Annotated in this window: 15 protein-coding genes; 1 reads left to right on the top strand and 14 read right to left on the bottom strand. The window is 40.6% G+C overall.

The features are described 5' to 3' along the window. Positions 1–2: 2 nt before the first annotated feature. The 14 genes from BUB28_RS07135 to BUB28_RS07070 are packed head-to-tail and all read right to left on the bottom strand — an operon-like array spanning position 3 to position 13,784. Positions 3–1,049, bottom strand: a complete 1,047-nt coding sequence (locus BUB28_RS07135) for an NAD-dependent epimerase/dehydratase family protein (protein ID WP_072950189.1) — start codon at positions 1,047–1,049, stop codon at positions 3–5. A 22-nt stretch (positions 1,050–1,071) separates the two neighbouring features. Next, a complete protein-coding gene (locus tag BUB28_RS07130; protein WP_072950187.1) occupies positions 1,072–2,583 on the bottom strand; it encodes an MATE family efflux transporter in 1,512 nt (503 codons plus the stop codon). Further along, on the bottom strand, positions 2,583–3,659 hold the full coding sequence (locus BUB28_RS07125; protein WP_072950185.1) for an NAD/NADP octopine/nopaline dehydrogenase family protein: 1,077 nt from the start codon (positions 3,657–3,659) through the stop codon (positions 2,583–2,585). Before BUB28_RS07125 ends, BUB28_RS07130 begins: the two co-directional genes overlap by 1 nt. 2 nt (positions 3,660–3,661) lie before the next feature. Further along, a complete protein-coding gene (locus BUB28_RS07120; RefSeq protein ID WP_072950183.1) occupies positions 3,662–4,525 on the bottom strand; it encodes an ATP-grasp fold amidoligase family protein in 864 nt (287 codons plus the stop codon). A 41-nt stretch (positions 4,526–4,566) separates the two neighbouring features. Next, positions 4,567–5,643: an EpsG family protein gene (locus BUB28_RS07115; protein WP_072950182.1), complete on the bottom strand. Its 1,077-nt coding sequence runs from the start codon at positions 5,641–5,643 to the stop codon at positions 4,567–4,569. A gap of 17 nt (positions 5,644–5,660) precedes the next feature. Then, complete coding sequence (locus BUB28_RS07110) at positions 5,661–6,599, bottom strand: glycosyltransferase family 2 protein (RefSeq protein WP_072950180.1); 939 nt, start codon at positions 6,597–6,599, stop codon at positions 5,661–5,663. A 9-nt stretch (positions 6,600–6,608) separates the two neighbouring features. Then, complete coding sequence (locus tag BUB28_RS07105) at positions 6,609–7,595, bottom strand: glycosyltransferase family 2 protein (protein WP_072950179.1); 987 nt, start codon at positions 7,593–7,595, stop codon at positions 6,609–6,611. Between the two features lie 24 nt (positions 7,596–7,619). Next, positions 7,620–8,663: an NAD-dependent epimerase/dehydratase family protein gene (locus BUB28_RS07100; protein ID WP_072950177.1), complete on the bottom strand. Its 1,044-nt coding sequence runs from the start codon at positions 8,661–8,663 to the stop codon at positions 7,620–7,622. A gap of 3 nt (positions 8,664–8,666) precedes the next feature. Continuing rightward, complete coding sequence (locus tag BUB28_RS07095; protein ID WP_072950176.1) at positions 8,667–9,383, bottom strand: IspD/TarI family cytidylyltransferase; 717 nt, start codon at positions 9,381–9,383, stop codon at positions 8,667–8,669. Between the two features lies 1 nt (position 9,384). After that, on the bottom strand, positions 9,385–10,131 hold the full coding sequence (locus BUB28_RS07090; protein ID WP_081373422.1) for a CDP-alcohol phosphatidyltransferase family protein: 747 nt from the start codon (positions 10,129–10,131) through the stop codon (positions 9,385–9,387). After that, positions 10,128–10,706 carry an acyltransferase gene (locus BUB28_RS07085; protein WP_072950174.1) on the bottom strand — a complete coding sequence of 193 codons (579 nt, stop codon included), beginning with the start codon at positions 10,704–10,706 and terminating at the stop codon, positions 10,128–10,130. Before BUB28_RS07085 ends, BUB28_RS07090 begins: the two co-directional genes overlap by 4 nt. A 5-nt stretch (positions 10,707–10,711) precedes the next feature. Then, positions 10,712–11,836, bottom strand: coding sequence for a glycosyltransferase family 4 protein (locus BUB28_RS07080; RefSeq protein WP_072950172.1), 1,125 nt, complete (start codon positions 11,834–11,836; stop codon positions 10,712–10,714). A gap of 16 nt (positions 11,837–11,852) precedes the next feature. Continuing rightward, positions 11,853–12,551 (bottom strand): sugar transferase, encoded by a 699-nt coding sequence (locus tag BUB28_RS07075; RefSeq protein WP_072950171.1) that lies wholly within the window; start codon positions 12,549–12,551, stop codon positions 11,853–11,855. A gap of 15 nt (positions 12,552–12,566) precedes the next feature. Beyond that, positions 12,567–13,784, bottom strand: a complete 1,218-nt coding sequence (locus BUB28_RS07070) for a DegT/DnrJ/EryC1/StrS family aminotransferase (RefSeq protein WP_072950169.1) — start codon at positions 13,782–13,784, stop codon at positions 12,567–12,569. Positions 13,785–14,562: 778 nt separating this feature from the next. Between BUB28_RS07070 and BUB28_RS07065 the strand changes: the two genes are divergently transcribed. Then, positions 14,563–15,105 carry a stage V sporulation T C-terminal domain-containing protein gene (locus BUB28_RS07065; protein WP_072950168.1) on the top strand — a complete coding sequence of 181 codons (543 nt, stop codon included), beginning with the start codon at positions 14,563–14,565 and terminating at the stop codon, positions 15,103–15,105. Positions 15,106–15,113 lie beyond the last annotated feature (8 nt).

Raw genomic sequence — 15,113 nt, 5'->3', positions numbered from 1 at the left:
CCTCAAACTTTATAAAACTCTTTATACCACTCTGCGAATTTGCGCAGACCTGTTCTGAGATCTATTTTGGGTCTGTATCCAAAATCACGTTCAAGAGCTGTTGTATCCGCATATGTTACGGGTACATCTCCTGCCTGCATCGGCACAAGCTCCTTATGAGCCTCAAAATCATAATCCGACGGCAATACGCCTGCACGGACAAGCTCCTCCTGAAGGATACTTACAAAATCGAGAAGATTTTCGGGTCTGCCGCCTCCGATATTGTATACCGCATACGGCGGTATCGGAAGTCCATCCTCACCCGTCTTTTTCTCGGGAGCCTTCTTCATTACTCTGTATATTCCTTCAACTATATCATCTACATACGTGAAGTCGCGTTTGCAGTTACCATAGTTGAAGATCTTAATGGTCTCATTGTTGATAAGCTTATTTGTAAATCCGAAATAAGCCATATCAGGACGTCCGGCAGGACCGTAGACCGTAAAAAATCTCAGTCCTGTTGACGGGATATTATAAAGCTTTGAATATGCATGAGCAAAAAGCTCATTGCTTTTCTTTGTTGCCGCATAGAGTGATACGGGATTATCCACCATATCCTCTGTACTGAAAGGCACCTTCTTGTTTCCGCCGTAAACAGAGGAAGAAGAAGCATACACCAGATGTTCAACGGGATTATTGCGGCAGGCTTCAAGAATATTATAAAAGCCTATTATATTTGAATTAAGATAAGCATCAGGATTTGTTATGGAATAACGCACTCCTGCCTGAGCTGCAAGATTAACCACTATATCAGGCTTATGCTCGGTAAATATCCTGTTAACAGTATCCCTGTCCGCAAGATCACCTACGATGTTTGTCCATTTGCAGCCTGACTCACTTGCAAGCTTTTCGATCTCGGCAGTACGATATTCCTTGAGCGAAACATCATAATAGTCATTCATATTATCAAGTCCGATAATATCAAGTCCTGTTTCCGAAGAAAACAGCCTCTTAACCAGGTTGCTTCCGATAAAACCTGAAGAACCCGTTACCAATATTGTCTTGTTCATACAAACTATACCCTTCTGTTATTTATGCGTGTTTAATTCTTTTTATAAGCTTTTCTGTCAGCTTTTTGATCTTATCGGGATAGCATATACAGTTTATTACACAAACTATAGCAAGCCAGCATAAAAATACTTCTATCGCGCGTACAAAAAAGCCAACATATGTTTTTGAAAGCATTGGTATCTTGAATGTTGCTGCACTTGCAAGCACTACTGTGACTGCATCGACCAGCAACTGCTTTAAGAAGTTTTTGAACGGCCAGTTGATGATATTCTTTGAATCATACCAAGCCATCCATACAGTCTGATATGCCATAGCAACAAGAGTTCCGATGGCTACACCGACTAATCCGAAGAATTTGACAAAAGCAACGGATATTACTATATTAAGTATCATCGCAACTATATAATTGCTCTGAGTCTGCTTGTAATGTCCTGCCGAAAGGATCAGGATATTATACGGCAGTCTCAGACAGTGCCCTGCATTGGCTAAGACTATCAGCACACCAAATAACGGCTGGATATAGGAATCTGCATCTTTAAATGTTTTGCTGTATACCTCAACGAAAGAAACGATAAGAATGCCCGTACAGCCAAAAATAAGAGTTGTTCCTGTATGAAGTATCCATTCCACATAGCCAAAGAAACTATGCAGCTTTTCGTTTTCTTTCTTCGCTAACATTTCTCCGATAAGCGACTGAAATCCGCCTGTCATTGAGAGCAGTGCGTTTTTTACGCCAAGGATAACGATATTATATATCGAATAGATCGAAACATTAAGGAGACTTGAAAACAACGTCAGAACTATATTATCTGTTCCGCTGAGAACATAACTTGCAAAATGCTGTGCCATTCCGTTCCATTTTTGCTTTATAGGCTCTCCCGTAAACTGTATCTTTGTATCTATATCATAATGCTTTCTTACATAGAAGAACAGATACAGCGGTCTGAACAGGAATATAAAGGAAGTAGTCAGCTTTACAAGCTGAATGGAAGCACCAAGCTTAATAAGTATCGCACAGGCTATAGTATTTACAATAAGAACTACTATCTGTGCTGTATACTGAATATAGCCCTTCTGATCCGCACTAAGAAGCAAGCTGTTTACAATACCGAAGTAATACTGGAAAAATGTATTTATGCTTATTGCACCGATAAGAGCTGCTGTAAACAGAAAATCAAATTTTTTATTTACTATAAGCGGATATACGAATAGAAGAACTGCGACATAAGCAATAAGTATGGTTGCCAGCCTCTTGAAGAAGCGATGTGCTGATACATATATCTTGCTTATGGTTTCATTATCCTTCTCGGAAAGCGGTTTATACAATGACGACTGAACTACCGCACCAACGCCAAGATCAAGAAGTGTGATAACTCCCAGAAACTGACTGATTGAGTTTACGAGTCCGTTTACATTCGAGCCGAACGTTCCGATGATAAGTCTCGGAAGAATAAATCCGCATATTACTGTAATTACCTGCAACGAAAGTGATGTTACAGTATTAAGAGCAAGTTTTTTACCTCTGCTTGCCATCAATAGCCCTCTTTTTCATTCTCTTTAAGTATTTTAATAATATTATCGTAGCCAAGAGCTTCAACAGTACGTCCGATTTTTCTGAAATCAACAGTTAAAGCTGCATTAGCACAGTTTATCAATCCAGAACAAGTTGGAGTTGGAATATTAAGGATCTGACCTAATGATTCAAGTAATACCAATCCCTGCGGAACATCTTCAGTTATATATCTTGAATCAGGCACATTCGGTCCTGCAGGAGATGAATTCTTCGCATAATCAAAGAAAACTTCAAGAGCATCCTCTGTTTTATCTGTTGAATTACGTTTTTTACAAGCTTCAACATATGGAAGTCTTTCGCAGCTCAAAGCCTCTAAAATATCCATTTTTTCTTTATCCAGACTCTCTACGACATTCCATATATGAGGTGTAAACACTTCCTTATACATCCAATAATCGCCGTTTGAATACTCTATTCTCGGAATACTGAAAATAGCTCCTACTGTATGAACGATAAGATTTGGATTATGAAGAGCAGCTTCAACTACATTTTTAGTAAATTCAAATGGATATCCTAAACTCTTCAAACATTTTTCTGCTATTTCAATATGCGACAGCGGATATACTCCGAATGGATTAAGTACATTTTTAAACAGAACATTTACTTCTCCGGGTTTTACGATCCTACAGTCGATCGGAGAGCTTTCAGCTTCGATTATAGTAATATCAGGACAGTTATGCTTAATAAAATAGCACGTTGACATATATCCCGGCTCGATTATTACTATCTGCCCGTCATGCATATACTGAACTATATCTTTTATAAGCTTCTCATGGTAATTAGTCTGTATATATATAATAATGCACTCTGCATCAGATATCGCACTTTTCACATCATCTGTTACGGAAAACAACTCAGCCAGATATTTATTGCTGAAATCATTTACTTTAATGTTTTTATCTTTTTTTATTTTTTCATAATGCTCATTATGAAGTTTATTTGAAGTTTTTAATAATGTAACCTGATGACCTTTATTTGATAAATCAGCTCCTACTGTTGATCCTGCGTTACCAACTCCGGCAATTGTAATTCGCATATTCAGTTCTCCTTCTTTAATTTAAGTAACCTTCCCCAATACTCATCAGCCTCAGGAAGTATATTTTCATCAAATCCGCTGTCGGGATAAAAGGTCAATTCACCGAAATATATCTGTCCGCAGCTCTGGTAAAGATCAACACGGACAAATGTTATACCTTCTGAAAGCTTTGCAGCAAGCTCAAACATCTGATCCATACATTCAGGCTTAGGTATGGTAAATCCTTCAGGTGCAGCTTTACCGCGCTTATTGAGCCTTTTCAGGTTCCAGTCCTTGTCAAAGAAATAGAACTTTGTATCGCCGGTATATCTGTCAAGGCATACCATAACACAGTCCACCTTGCCGTCAAAGCAGAAGAACTTATAGTCAGTGAAGCCTTCGCTGTTCTCGTCATCTGTCATATACTTCTCGGCAATTATGCGCGGCGGTACGTTTTTATAAGGCCATTCTCTCAGAGAATGATAATAGTTTGTCTTCAAGCTCTTTTCGATCTTAGCTCTTGCAGCCTGCATATCAAAGTTGCTTTTATCCTTGCAGATAGCTAATCCGCCTGAATCATGGGTGCATTTAAGCACGAACCTGTCAGGCAGCTTATCAAAGTCAATATCATCAAACTTTTCCCATACACCGAGTGTAGGTATTATATACTGCTCACCTATCTTATCTGCAACATATTTTTTTACAGCATACTTATCGACCATAGTCGTATACTCAGGTCTGCGGTCATGGAGCTTAAGCCACTGAAGCTTTTCATTAAAGGTCTTTGGATCCTTTAAATTCAGCTTCTTTCCCATATGATGCTTATAAAATAAGCGCAAAAACAAACTGTCAGGCATTGCCTTGATGATCTTGCTTTTCAGACTCATAAACTTTACCCTTTCATATTATACATTTTTCAATATATCTGTCAATTGATAAGCCAGCTCTGATACGGAACATTTTTCCAGCCGACAATATCTGATTGATACTTCATTACAATAAGATACATAATTGGCATCATTACCATGCCAAGCTTAACGAGATACCCGCCGACTTCCTTATCGTGTATCCTCTTGAACTGGAATACGGGAATGAGCAGAACAACATAAAGCAGGATACGGAAACGTATCATTATCTCGACATTCATGGCAAGCAGATCTGACAATAAGAATGCCACGAACATAAAATTGAATACTCTGATGCTTTTTTTATCCTTAATGGTGAAATTAGCTGTTATAAGATAACAGAAATAAACCATATACCTGAGTATTACGCCAAGACCGCTCGATGTTCTGATAGTATGGTTATGGGTGCTCTCATTGCTGAAGTATCTGGAATATTTTGTATTATTCAGCAGGCTTATAAAAATACCTATTACCTTTCCCTTGAGCAATCCAAAGACTACTACCAGCAGGAAACAGCATATAAGCGCATATTTCAGATCTATACGTGAAAATCTTGATAAGAACAATACTCCGATAAATGCGATAGCTGAAATATGGAAGCCTGCTGCCAACAAGGCAAATATCACCTGAGCCTTTACATTCCGCCCCTTTATGTACAGATACGTACTCAGCAGCAAGAACGACATTGCGATAAACTGTCGAACCAGCGAATAGGACATGGAATAAAGGAAAAGATAATACACGCCCATCAATAACGGTGCATTTTCCTTATATGCTATATAGCATATCGGCAATAAAGTCAACAGTGCTGTCACGGCGATCACAAAATAAAAGCCAAGATGCAGCTTTACAGCAAACATATTCAATAAAGTGAAAAGCGGTTCGCTTGCAAAGGTACTTCCCCAACCGCTCTCATAAACATGGTAGATACGCTGATATCCAGCGTAATCGACACCTATGTTGACTCTGAATGCACTCAGAACGAACATAATGAAGAAAAGAACTATTACGATCGTTTTCTTGAATTTTTTATTATTGATGCAATGACCTGCAAATGTGAGTATAAATACCACAAACAGCAATATCCAATAAAATAGCATTTATTCCCCACCAATCATCAGCACCATAACAGAAACCAGAAATTATTCTTTCTTCTTTCTATATGATGTTTCTTGTAGAACATTATCCTGCTCAGTTTATTTTTATTCTTCAGCTCACAGAACTGACGCAGGAATTCTCTTGTTTTTTCCGGGACCTCGGGCAGCTCAGACAATTCATAAGCCTGTGATCTGAACATGGAATGCCACTTTTTCGTCTTTTTGACGTATTCCCGTGATACGAGCCTGTCCAGAACAAGTTTTACTCTTTTAGCAAAGCTTATATTCTTTTCGGCACCTACAACATTGCTTTCATGCTGACGGTACAACAGCAGACCCTTATCTATGTAATATATCTTACCGATAGCAGATGCGACCAAAGCTACCCAAAGGTCATGCATCTGTATGTTATCGTAGCTTTTAAGCTTTAAAACCGCGTCGTAAAGCTTTTTATTCATAATAACAGTACAGCCTGCAACAACATTTTCCACCAAAAGCTGTCTCAGCTCTGTCCTGTGCGGATCAAGTCCGGTATAGCTGAAAAAAGAGGGATACATCTCCTTGAGATGACTGTCAACCACCTTCATATCTCCGAAGCACATTACAGGTGTTTCAGGATACTTCTGTTCCATTTTCAGCATTGACTTGTATGATACCTCTATCTTGTCACTGCACCATACGTCATCATGGTCGCAGAACATAGCATACGGCTCTTTTACATATTTGAGCATGGAGAGGAAATTCGCCTTTGAAGAGCCTGTGGAAGGATAATCCAGGATTATGAACTTGCCCGGATTTTTCGAGCTATACTCCCTTACGACATCAAGGGTCTTATCCTTTGAGCCGTCATCATGCACGTAACAAACGAAATCCTGAAAGGTTTGATCCAATAAAGAATCCAGCAGTTCTCCTACGTAATTCTCACTGTTGTATGTTGCCAATAAAACTGCTATTTTCATTTACTCCGCTCACCTCTCAGTCATATATTTTTTATAGCTCTTCAGGAGCATTATTGTATATATGCCGACTGTCCTGAAAAACTGCTTACGCTTTACCTTATGCTTTGATAACATTCTTACGCCGTAAAAGCCGCCTTTCTTTATAGCTCTTTCGACCTCGGCAGTCTCCCTGGTCATAAGGTTTGATCTTTTCATCATATTTATGGTCAGAAGAGTCTGCGTATACCCGCCTGCGTGGGTCTTTGCAGTTTTCTTATAGCCGAACAAAAGACGCTTTACCGCCATTAACGGTGTAAGCTTTATGCTGTTTCCGCTCGTAACATTTGAGCTGTGTCTTCTGTGCTTGATATACGGCTTGTTCAGATAATGTATCTCACCGTGTGCAAGGCAGAATTTAGCATAATAATTATCATGCGACATTATGCTTATTTGGGGATCATCAAGCGGAAAAACAGGAACTGTCTCCATAAGCTTGTAATTCACCATAGCAGCACAGCCCCAGATAAAGCCCGAGGAATAATACTCCGTAAGACCGCTCATGCTGCCGATGCCCATTTCGGAATCCACACTTTTCAGAGTGATATTATCCTCGCCGTCGATCAGCGTCATATCGCTGTATATCATCAGAGGCTTTGTCTGATCGAATTTCTTTGCAAAGCCGACCATAGCTTCCAGCTTATCCTGTATCCAGATATCGTCCTGATCCGAAAAGAAGCAGTAATCGAATTTTATATTCTTCTTTGCATGATCAATAAGCGTCCAGAAATTAAGATATGCGCCATGCTTGTCGCTTTCGTTGCATATAAGGCGTATGCGCGGATCATTCTCACAATACTGACGGATAATATTCACCGTATCATCAGATGAACCGTCGTCACGAATGATGAGCGTCCAGTTTTTAAGGGTCTGAGAACAAATACTGTCAAGCTGCTGACGGATATAACGCTCTCCGTTATAAGTCGCCATCAGAATAATAATAGGCGTAGACTGACTCATTAAATAATCTCCATTCACATTTGATTAAATGCAGTTCATTATCTGATATGTATGAGAAATACCGCTTTCACTGTCAAACTCGCCCTTCCAGCCGAGGTTATACAGCTCGGTCGAATCAAGGCAGGAATTATCCATCATATTGAAAGCCTTTTTCTCGGAATCACTTGGATTTTCAAATACTACCTTCTTTCCAGAGCAGCGTGAGATAGTTTCAGCCAGCTCCCTGATAGTAATATTAGAGTCTGTATTTGCAATATTATAAGGGAAGCACACCTTGCCGTTGAGCATAACGGTCAGAATAGCCGATGCACAGTCAACAACATAGCAGTATGATCTTAACTGGCTTCCCGCACTTTTCATAATTATATCGCTGCCGCCGATAACATCACGGAAGAACTGTGATGATGCTCTTTTATCGCCCGGTGTAGCTGTAGGACCGTAAATATGTCCGGGTCTGACGATCATAACATCAATACCGTATTCGCTTGCATATGAAGCACATAAGGTCTCTGAAGCTCTCTTTGCAGAGGGATAGCTTGCTCTGTTGCCGAGTATATCAAGATATCCGTATTCGTCTATCTTATAGGGCTCGTTGTTTTCCTTCTTACCGTATACCTCACTTGAAGATATATACAGTATCCTCTTTACGCCCTTTTTGCAGCAGTATTCAAGGAGCTTCTGTAAGCCCATGAGATTGCAGAGCATAGTCTCGACAGGCTTTGTAACGTATAATTCAGGGCTTGCAAGGCTTGCCGCATGGATTATATAATCGAAGGCTATATCAAAAGTTATCTCCTTCAGCGCGTTATACTCGATATACTTTATATCTTCTCTTTCGAGCACCTTGCCGAATCTTCCCTCAGCATCGTCTGTACTGAGTGAACCTATATATATCACATTTTTCGCATCTGTGGTATCATTGAGATTTAAAAGGAAATCCACGATGCATGAGCCGATAAGTCCTGTAGCACCTGTAATAAATATCTTTGAATTCTTTAATTCCGATAAATTCGGAATACATTTCTGAACAGCCGTAAGGTCAGAATAATATAGATCCGTATAATTCATATCTTATCCCTTTATCCAATCTTCCTGTTTTGTAGTGAGCAGAGCCTTGAAAAGGCTGAGATCCTCCAGTGTGGTGAGCTTGAAGTTTGCCTCAGAGCCCTTGGAGAAATATGTCATTTTTCCAAGCTCCTTCATAAGCATACAGCTTGCAGCGGTACCCTCGATACCTCTCTCCGCTGCTTCCTTGTGAGCTTCAAGAAGCTCGTTGAGTCTGTAGGTATGAGGTGTCTGGGTCCTGAACAGCTTTTCGCGTTCTGTGGATACGCATGAAGAAAAACCGTCCTCACTCTCGAATACTACCTCAGTACACGGAATAACAGCAACAGCACTTCCGTACTTTTTGAATGTTGCAAGGCTGTCCGATATTATCTCTGAAGTAACAAGAGGGCGGTTGCCATCATGTATCATAACAACTATATCTTCTTCAATACCTGCATTTGCAAGTGTAACAAGGCCGTTATGGATAGATTCCTGTCCTGTGCTTCCGCCGGGAACTACCCATTTGAGCTTATCGATATTGAACTGTTTTGCGTATGCCCATACTACCTCGCTCCATGAATCAATGGTAACAACGATAATGGCATCAATGCTCGGGTGTCTCTGGAATGCTTCCATAGTATGAATGATAACAGGCTTGTTATCAACGTGAAGGAACTGCTTGGGGATATCCTGATGCATTCTTGTGCCTGAGCCTGCAGCGGTCAGAAGTGCTATATTCATCTTAATTGCTCTCCTTTTTTATATTATTAAATATAGAATAAAGTGCAGCCACCATTTTAAGGGTGTTCAGACCAAAGTAAGCAATGGTGAATACGTCCATTGCTCCAATAAGGATACATACAAATGATATTACCATAACGCCGCCTGCAATGGAAGATACATTAAGTGCAAGTCTTTTTACAAGACCATATTCGCTTTTGTTCTTTACCGATCTTACGGCATCTGTGCTCATGTAAGAGGAAATGATCTTATGCATCATAAGTCTCGGGAAAATAGAGAATATACTTGACAAAGCGCCGAAAACGATATACCATTCCGCATCTATGGAGATATAATCTTCAAGAATACCGCCTGTTCTGAAAGCGGTTATACCGAAGCCCAGGTAGATAAGTGCCATTGACAGATATCCGCCCATTGTATCATAAAGATCGCCCAGCTTTGAGAACTGTCTCTTATATCGTGCGATATTGCCGTCTACACCGTCGAGCAGGCTCCACAAGAAAAACAACGCCCAACCAATAATAATGAACGGAAGCGTTTCTGCAAAGCACAGAACACCAAAGCTTGCCAGAAGGCAGTATATAGATATCCATGTTACGGTATTAGGCGTAATATTAGTGTATAAAAGCGGTATAGTCATCCAGTATGTCAGTTTGCGTCCCACATAATACGAGAAAATATCGCCCTTGGCTTCTGCACGCTTTTCGGGCGGCATTGCCTTATCTTCAACGTCTTTATAAGTAATCACGATTTAACCCCTCTTCTTTTTATAACTTTACACGGTGTACCTACAGCAACCGAATTATCATCAATGCTTTTCGTAACAGTCGAATTAGCGCCTATAACGCAGCCGCTTCCCACAGTCACGCCTGCAAGGATTATCGTGCCGCAGCCGATCCAGATATTGTCCTTTAATGTAGTTTTGGCGAGTTCCATTTCCTGATACTTTATCGGTATCCTGTCATCGGAATAGCCATGATTGCTCGAAAGAACAGTGCATCTGTGTGCTATCGCAACATCATCGCCTATGTCTATCCCGCCCTCTGCATCAATATACGAATACTGATGTATACTAACATTATTTCCTATTTTAAGATTTTCGATATTTTCAAATACGACTCCCGGGAATACTACTACGTTATCCCCTGTTTTTTTAGCAAGAGTACGCAGTAAAATGTACCTTATAAGTATTCCGCTTTTGCCTGATTTGTTTTTGAAAGCATCGAACAGCCAGAGCCTTATCCTTCGCGGAAGGAACGAAACGGCTCCTGATATCTTTTTGATCACCGGACCAAATTTCTCAAAAAATTGTCTTCCGTTCATTTTTATTACAACTCCGATAATGCTTCAAGATAAGCATCTATAACAATGCTTCTCGAGAAGTACTTTTTAACACGTTCTCTGCCTATTTTTCCCATTTTACAGCGAATTGAGTTATCAAGCGAGAGGAAAAGCCTTATTTTCTTTACAAGCTCCTCCACATTTCCGCCGTGATAGATAAAGCCGCTCTTTCTGTCAGCTACAGTCTCACGGCAGCCCGGATTATCGGTAGTTATGAGAGGTCTGCCCGATGAAGCATTTTCAAGAAGGACATTGCTCATTCCCTCACCGTAAACGGAAGGGTGGATTATAGCGTGAGCCCTTGCGATAAAAGGCTTTACGTCCTGCTGACTTCCGCGATAAGCCACGATCTCCTGTTTTTCCAGTTCTTCAAGCTCTCTCTTGTAATGTATCTCAGTCGGTTCGATAAAACCGATGAGATTGAATTCGGTATTCGGATAATCCTTCTTGATTATCTTTGCTGCCGAAATATAGTCATCTACACCCTTATCGTGAAGTATTCTTCCGATATAATTGAAAATAACTGTTTCGCCCTTTACGCCGTTCCCGCCGTTCGGATATTCCTGAAGAGGGTATCTGTCGGTGTCAACGCCCGAGCCCGGGATAAGCTTGTACTTTCCCTTGACCATGCCGAGCTTTTTTGCAAGCTTCAAATTTGTTGAATTCTGGAACATAATACAGCTTGATCTGCGGTATGCCAGCTTAAAAAGCTTCATTATGAATGCCTGCTTTAATTTGCTCTCATTTAAAACGCTTCCAAAACCTGTAACATTGTTTATAACGGGAATACCAAGTATATGTGCCGCAATGCTTCCGTAAACATTTGGCTTTGCTGTATATGCAAGCACAGCAGACGGACGGTATCTCTTGAAGAGATTTAGATAATGAATAAACAGCTTGCCGTCATTTATTACATTAGTACCTCTTCTGTCGATATCAGGATCATCATAGAGATAATCAATATGCTTCATAAGCTCAAACTTAGGACCGTCGGGACATGAGATAAGCACGCGATAGCCATTTGTGATAAGAGCCTCTATAAGCTCCTTTCTGAAGCAGTAGATATCGTCATCGTTATTGGTCAATACCGCTATTATAGGTTTATTTTTCATATTTTAATCCACCCAATTATTCATATTTTTTACCCGCAACAGCAAGAACTGTTCTGAACATGGTAAGCACCTCACGCAAAAATCTGAAGCGTCTTATGCTTTCAAGGTTCCATTTCATCTTTTCGGGCAAAACCTTTTCTATGTAGACCTTATCAACATCATCAGCAGCATTCAGAAGCTTGTATTCGTCCTTATATCTTATAGCTGCTTCCGATGTGATGCCTGCGGGCATAAGCAGAGTTGCAAGCATTTCGGGAGTATATCCCTTTACATACTTTACGACCTCAGGGCGGGTACCAACAAAGCTCATCTCTCCTTTAAGGACATTTATGAGCTGACCTATCTCGTCAAGTCGATAGCCGCGTATCTTTGCACCGACCTTGGTGATCCTGCTGTCGTTGCTTACTGTTACCTGTGAGCCTATCTTATCAGCATTATTCACCATTGTACGGAACTTGTATATCCTGAATTTCTTTCCGTACTGAGTTACTCTTTCCTGCTTGTAGAATACAGGGCCGGGTGAATCAAGCTTTATCGCAACTGCAAGTATTACAAAAACAGGTGAGAGGATAACGAGCATTATTGCCGAAAGGATAATGTCAAAAACTCTTTTGCATTTCAGGCTGAAACGCTTCCTGTTCAGAATATCGTAATATTCACGAACCTCCTCACGCCGCATGAACTTCGGAAGTTCTTCCCATTTTCTTAATATCATCAACTGCACCTACTATTATAAACTCTTGATTATGTCTGAATACTTTTCGATCACATACTCAACATCTTCATCTGTAAGGCAGGTATGAAGAGGAAGAGTGATCTCGTTTGCAAATCTGTTGTATGCATTTGGGAAATCCTTGATATCAAAGCCCATCTCCTTGTATGCTGTATGCATAGGCAGAGGCTTGTAATGAACATTGCAGGCAACTCCCTGCTCCGCCATTTTGATTATTATATCAGAACGTTTTTCAGAGTCTATATCGGGTATTCTTGTAATGTAAAGATGTCCCGAAGAAACATGATCTTCTGTATAGTGGTCCAGTGTTTCAACACCGAGAGGAACAAGCACAGAATCGTATCTTTCAATTATCTGCTTGCGTCTTGCCAGCATAGCAGGATAACGTTTCATCTGGGCAAGTCCCATAGCAGCAGCAATATCTGTCATATTGCATTTATACCATGTGCCCTTTATGTCATACTCCCAGGCACCGAGCTGAGTCTTTGCAAGAGCGTCCTTGCTCTGACCGTGAAGACTGAGGAGCTGTGTTTTGCGGTATATCTCCTCATTATCTATGCCGCTTATATTTCTCCATGCGAGAGCACCGCCCTCGGCAGTTGTGAAATTCTTTACCGCATGGAACGAGAAAGATGAAAAATCAGCGATCGAGCCTGCCATTCTGCCGTGCCATGATGCACCGAAGGCATGGGCTGTATCAGCACATACAGCAATTCTTCCGATAGCCTCCTGTATCTTGTTTGAAGGCTTGAAAAGCTTCTTTTTAGCTTCAACGATAGCAAATATCCTGTCATAATCGCATGGTATGCCTGCAAGGTCAACGGGTATGATAGCCTTTGTTTTTTCTGTTACGGCATTTTCGAGTGCATCGTAATCCATTTCAAGGCTGTCCTTCTGAACATCAACGAGAACAAGCTTTGCACCGACATGACATACAACAGAAGCAGAGGCTGTGTACGTATAGGCGGGAACAATAACTTCGTCGCCTTCACCGATACCGAGAATACGAAGTGCCATTTCAGCACAGGCTGTCTGGGAATTAAGACAAACTGCACGGTCAACTCCGACATATTCAGCAACCTCTTTTTCGAGCTGCTTTGTCTTAGGACCTGTAGTTATCCAACCCGAACGAAGTGCTTCACATACCTCGTTCACCTCAGCTTCGCTGATATCGGGGGGGCTGAAAGGGATTGATCTCATCTGTGTTGAACTCATCAAATACATCTCCTATATTTATCATTAAATCTGTCTTTCACTTCACACAAGGAGGCAAAATCAACTTCCCTGCGGAAGCATATATAACAAGCTATTATTATAATGTATATACAGACATAGCATTGCCGTCTGCATATTCATTTTCACTATCGTCAAATATGCAGACGACCTGTGACCGTTTTCAATTAAAGCCGCAGAATATCCCCACCACCTTCACAACAAAGCGGCTTAACATTTATGCTTTTATCCTATAAAAGATCCGTTGCGTTTTATCCGCATTTATAAGTCATAATATAAGTGGCATCAAAAAACTGCTCAGTAATTTTGTGCCACATCTGTATTTAATATAATCAATAGTTAATAATGTGCCAATTCTCAAAAAAACCTGTACGTTTTAATTATACCCGTTGGCATAAAAAAAAGCAAGCGGAAAAATCGGGGATTTCTAAACCCACAAGGTTTTTTGGCATTTTTCACAAAAATATCATATAACTCTCTGTTAAAATAGCATTGTAAATTATACAAATTGAAAATAAGTTTTATGTATTTAAGATTAGTATAACGATTGCAAGGCTTTAAAGGGCAAAATTGTCCTGAAAATCACTCATAAAATTATCGCACAAACAATTTCAACACCATAATACAAATCGTTTTACATTAGAAAAAAGTGACACGACTGCCGAAAAAACTGTCGTAAAAAGCATCAGACGAATAAAGAATAATTCGGAAATTTTCGCAGATAATATTACCGCAAACTTATTTTTGCGGAGGTAATATTATGAAAGCAACAGGTATAGTAAGACGTATAGATGATCTTGGCAGAGTCGTCATTCCGAAAGAAATACGGCGCACCATGCGCATAAGGGAGGGCGACCCGCTGGAAATATATACAAACAATGACGGTGAGGTCATATTCCGAAAGTATTCCGCAGTAAGCGAAATGAGCGAAAACGCAGGATACGTAGCGGATATAATGCATAAGATAGCAGGCTGTCCCGTGGTCATATTCGATAAGGATCACGTTGTAGCCTCGGCAGGAGTTCCGCGCAAGGAATTTGCCGAAAGACGGGTCACAGGGCAGCTTGAAGAGCTTATGGAGAGCCGCGGACAGTTTTTCTGCCCCGACGGCAGCACCAACAGCTTCTACCCTGCCGAAGGTGTGGAAAGAACAGCTATCGCCGCCCTTCCTATCATTACGGCAGGCGATGTTTCGGGAGCTGTGGCATTTCTCACCAGCGAAAAGTGCAAGGAGATCACAGACCTGCAAAAAAGTCTCATAAATGCTTCTGCCCAATTTCTTGCACGGCAGATAGAAGGCTAAGAAAAAGA

Source organism: Ruminococcus flavefaciens (assembly GCF_900143025.1).
GTDB classification, from domain to species: domain Bacteria; phylum Bacillota; class Clostridia; order Oscillospirales; family Ruminococcaceae; genus Ruminococcus; species Ruminococcus flavefaciens_I.
Note: the sequence above shows the minus strand (reverse complement) of the source record. Positions and strands in the feature narration are given on the sequence as shown.

Coding starts and splice junctions, on each gene's coding strand:
- BUB28_RS07105 (WP_072950179.1), bottom strand. CDS start 7,595: ATGAGTCAGTCTACGCCTATTATTATTCTGATGGCGACTTATAACGGA.
- BUB28_RS07115 (WP_072950182.1), bottom strand. CDS start 5,643: ATGCTATTTTATTGGATATTGCTGTTTGTGGTATTTATACTCACATTT.
- BUB28_RS07125 (WP_072950185.1), bottom strand. CDS start 3,659: ATGCGAATTACAATTGCCGGAGTTGGTAACGCAGGATCAACAGTAGGA.
- BUB28_RS07080 (WP_072950172.1), bottom strand. CDS start 11,836: ATGAAAAATAAACCTATAATAGCGGTATTGACCAATAACGATGACGAT.
- BUB28_RS07130 (WP_072950187.1), bottom strand. CDS start 2,583: ATGGCAAGCAGAGGTAAAAAACTTGCTCTTAATACTGTAACATCACTT.
- BUB28_RS07135 (WP_072950189.1), bottom strand. CDS start 1,049: ATGAACAAGACAATATTGGTAACGGGTTCTTCAGGTTTTATCGGAAGC.
- BUB28_RS07110 (WP_072950180.1), bottom strand. CDS start 6,599: ATGAAAATAGCAGTTTTATTGGCAACATACAACAGTGAGAATTACGTA.
- BUB28_RS07100 (WP_072950177.1), bottom strand. CDS start 8,663: ATGAATTATACGGATCTATATTATTCTGACCTTACGGCTGTTCAGAAA.
- BUB28_RS07075 (WP_072950171.1), bottom strand. CDS start 12,551: ATGATATTAAGAAAATGGGAAGAACTTCCGAAGTTCATGCGGCGTGAG.
- BUB28_RS07095 (WP_072950176.1), bottom strand. CDS start 9,383: ATGAATATAGCACTTCTGACCGCTGCAGGCTCAGGCACAAGAATGCAT.
- BUB28_RS07085 (WP_072950174.1), bottom strand. CDS start 10,706: ATGAACGGAAGACAATTTTTTGAGAAATTTGGTCCGGTGATCAAAAAG.
- BUB28_RS07065 (WP_072950168.1), top strand. CDS start 14,563: ATGAAAGCAACAGGTATAGTAAGACGTATAGATGATCTTGGCAGAGTC.
- BUB28_RS07070 (WP_072950169.1), bottom strand. CDS start 13,784: ATGAGTTCAACACAGATGAGATCAATCCCTTTCAGCCCCCCCGATATC.
- BUB28_RS07120 (WP_072950183.1), bottom strand. CDS start 4,525: ATGAGTCTGAAAAGCAAGATCATCAAGGCAATGCCTGACAGTTTGTTT.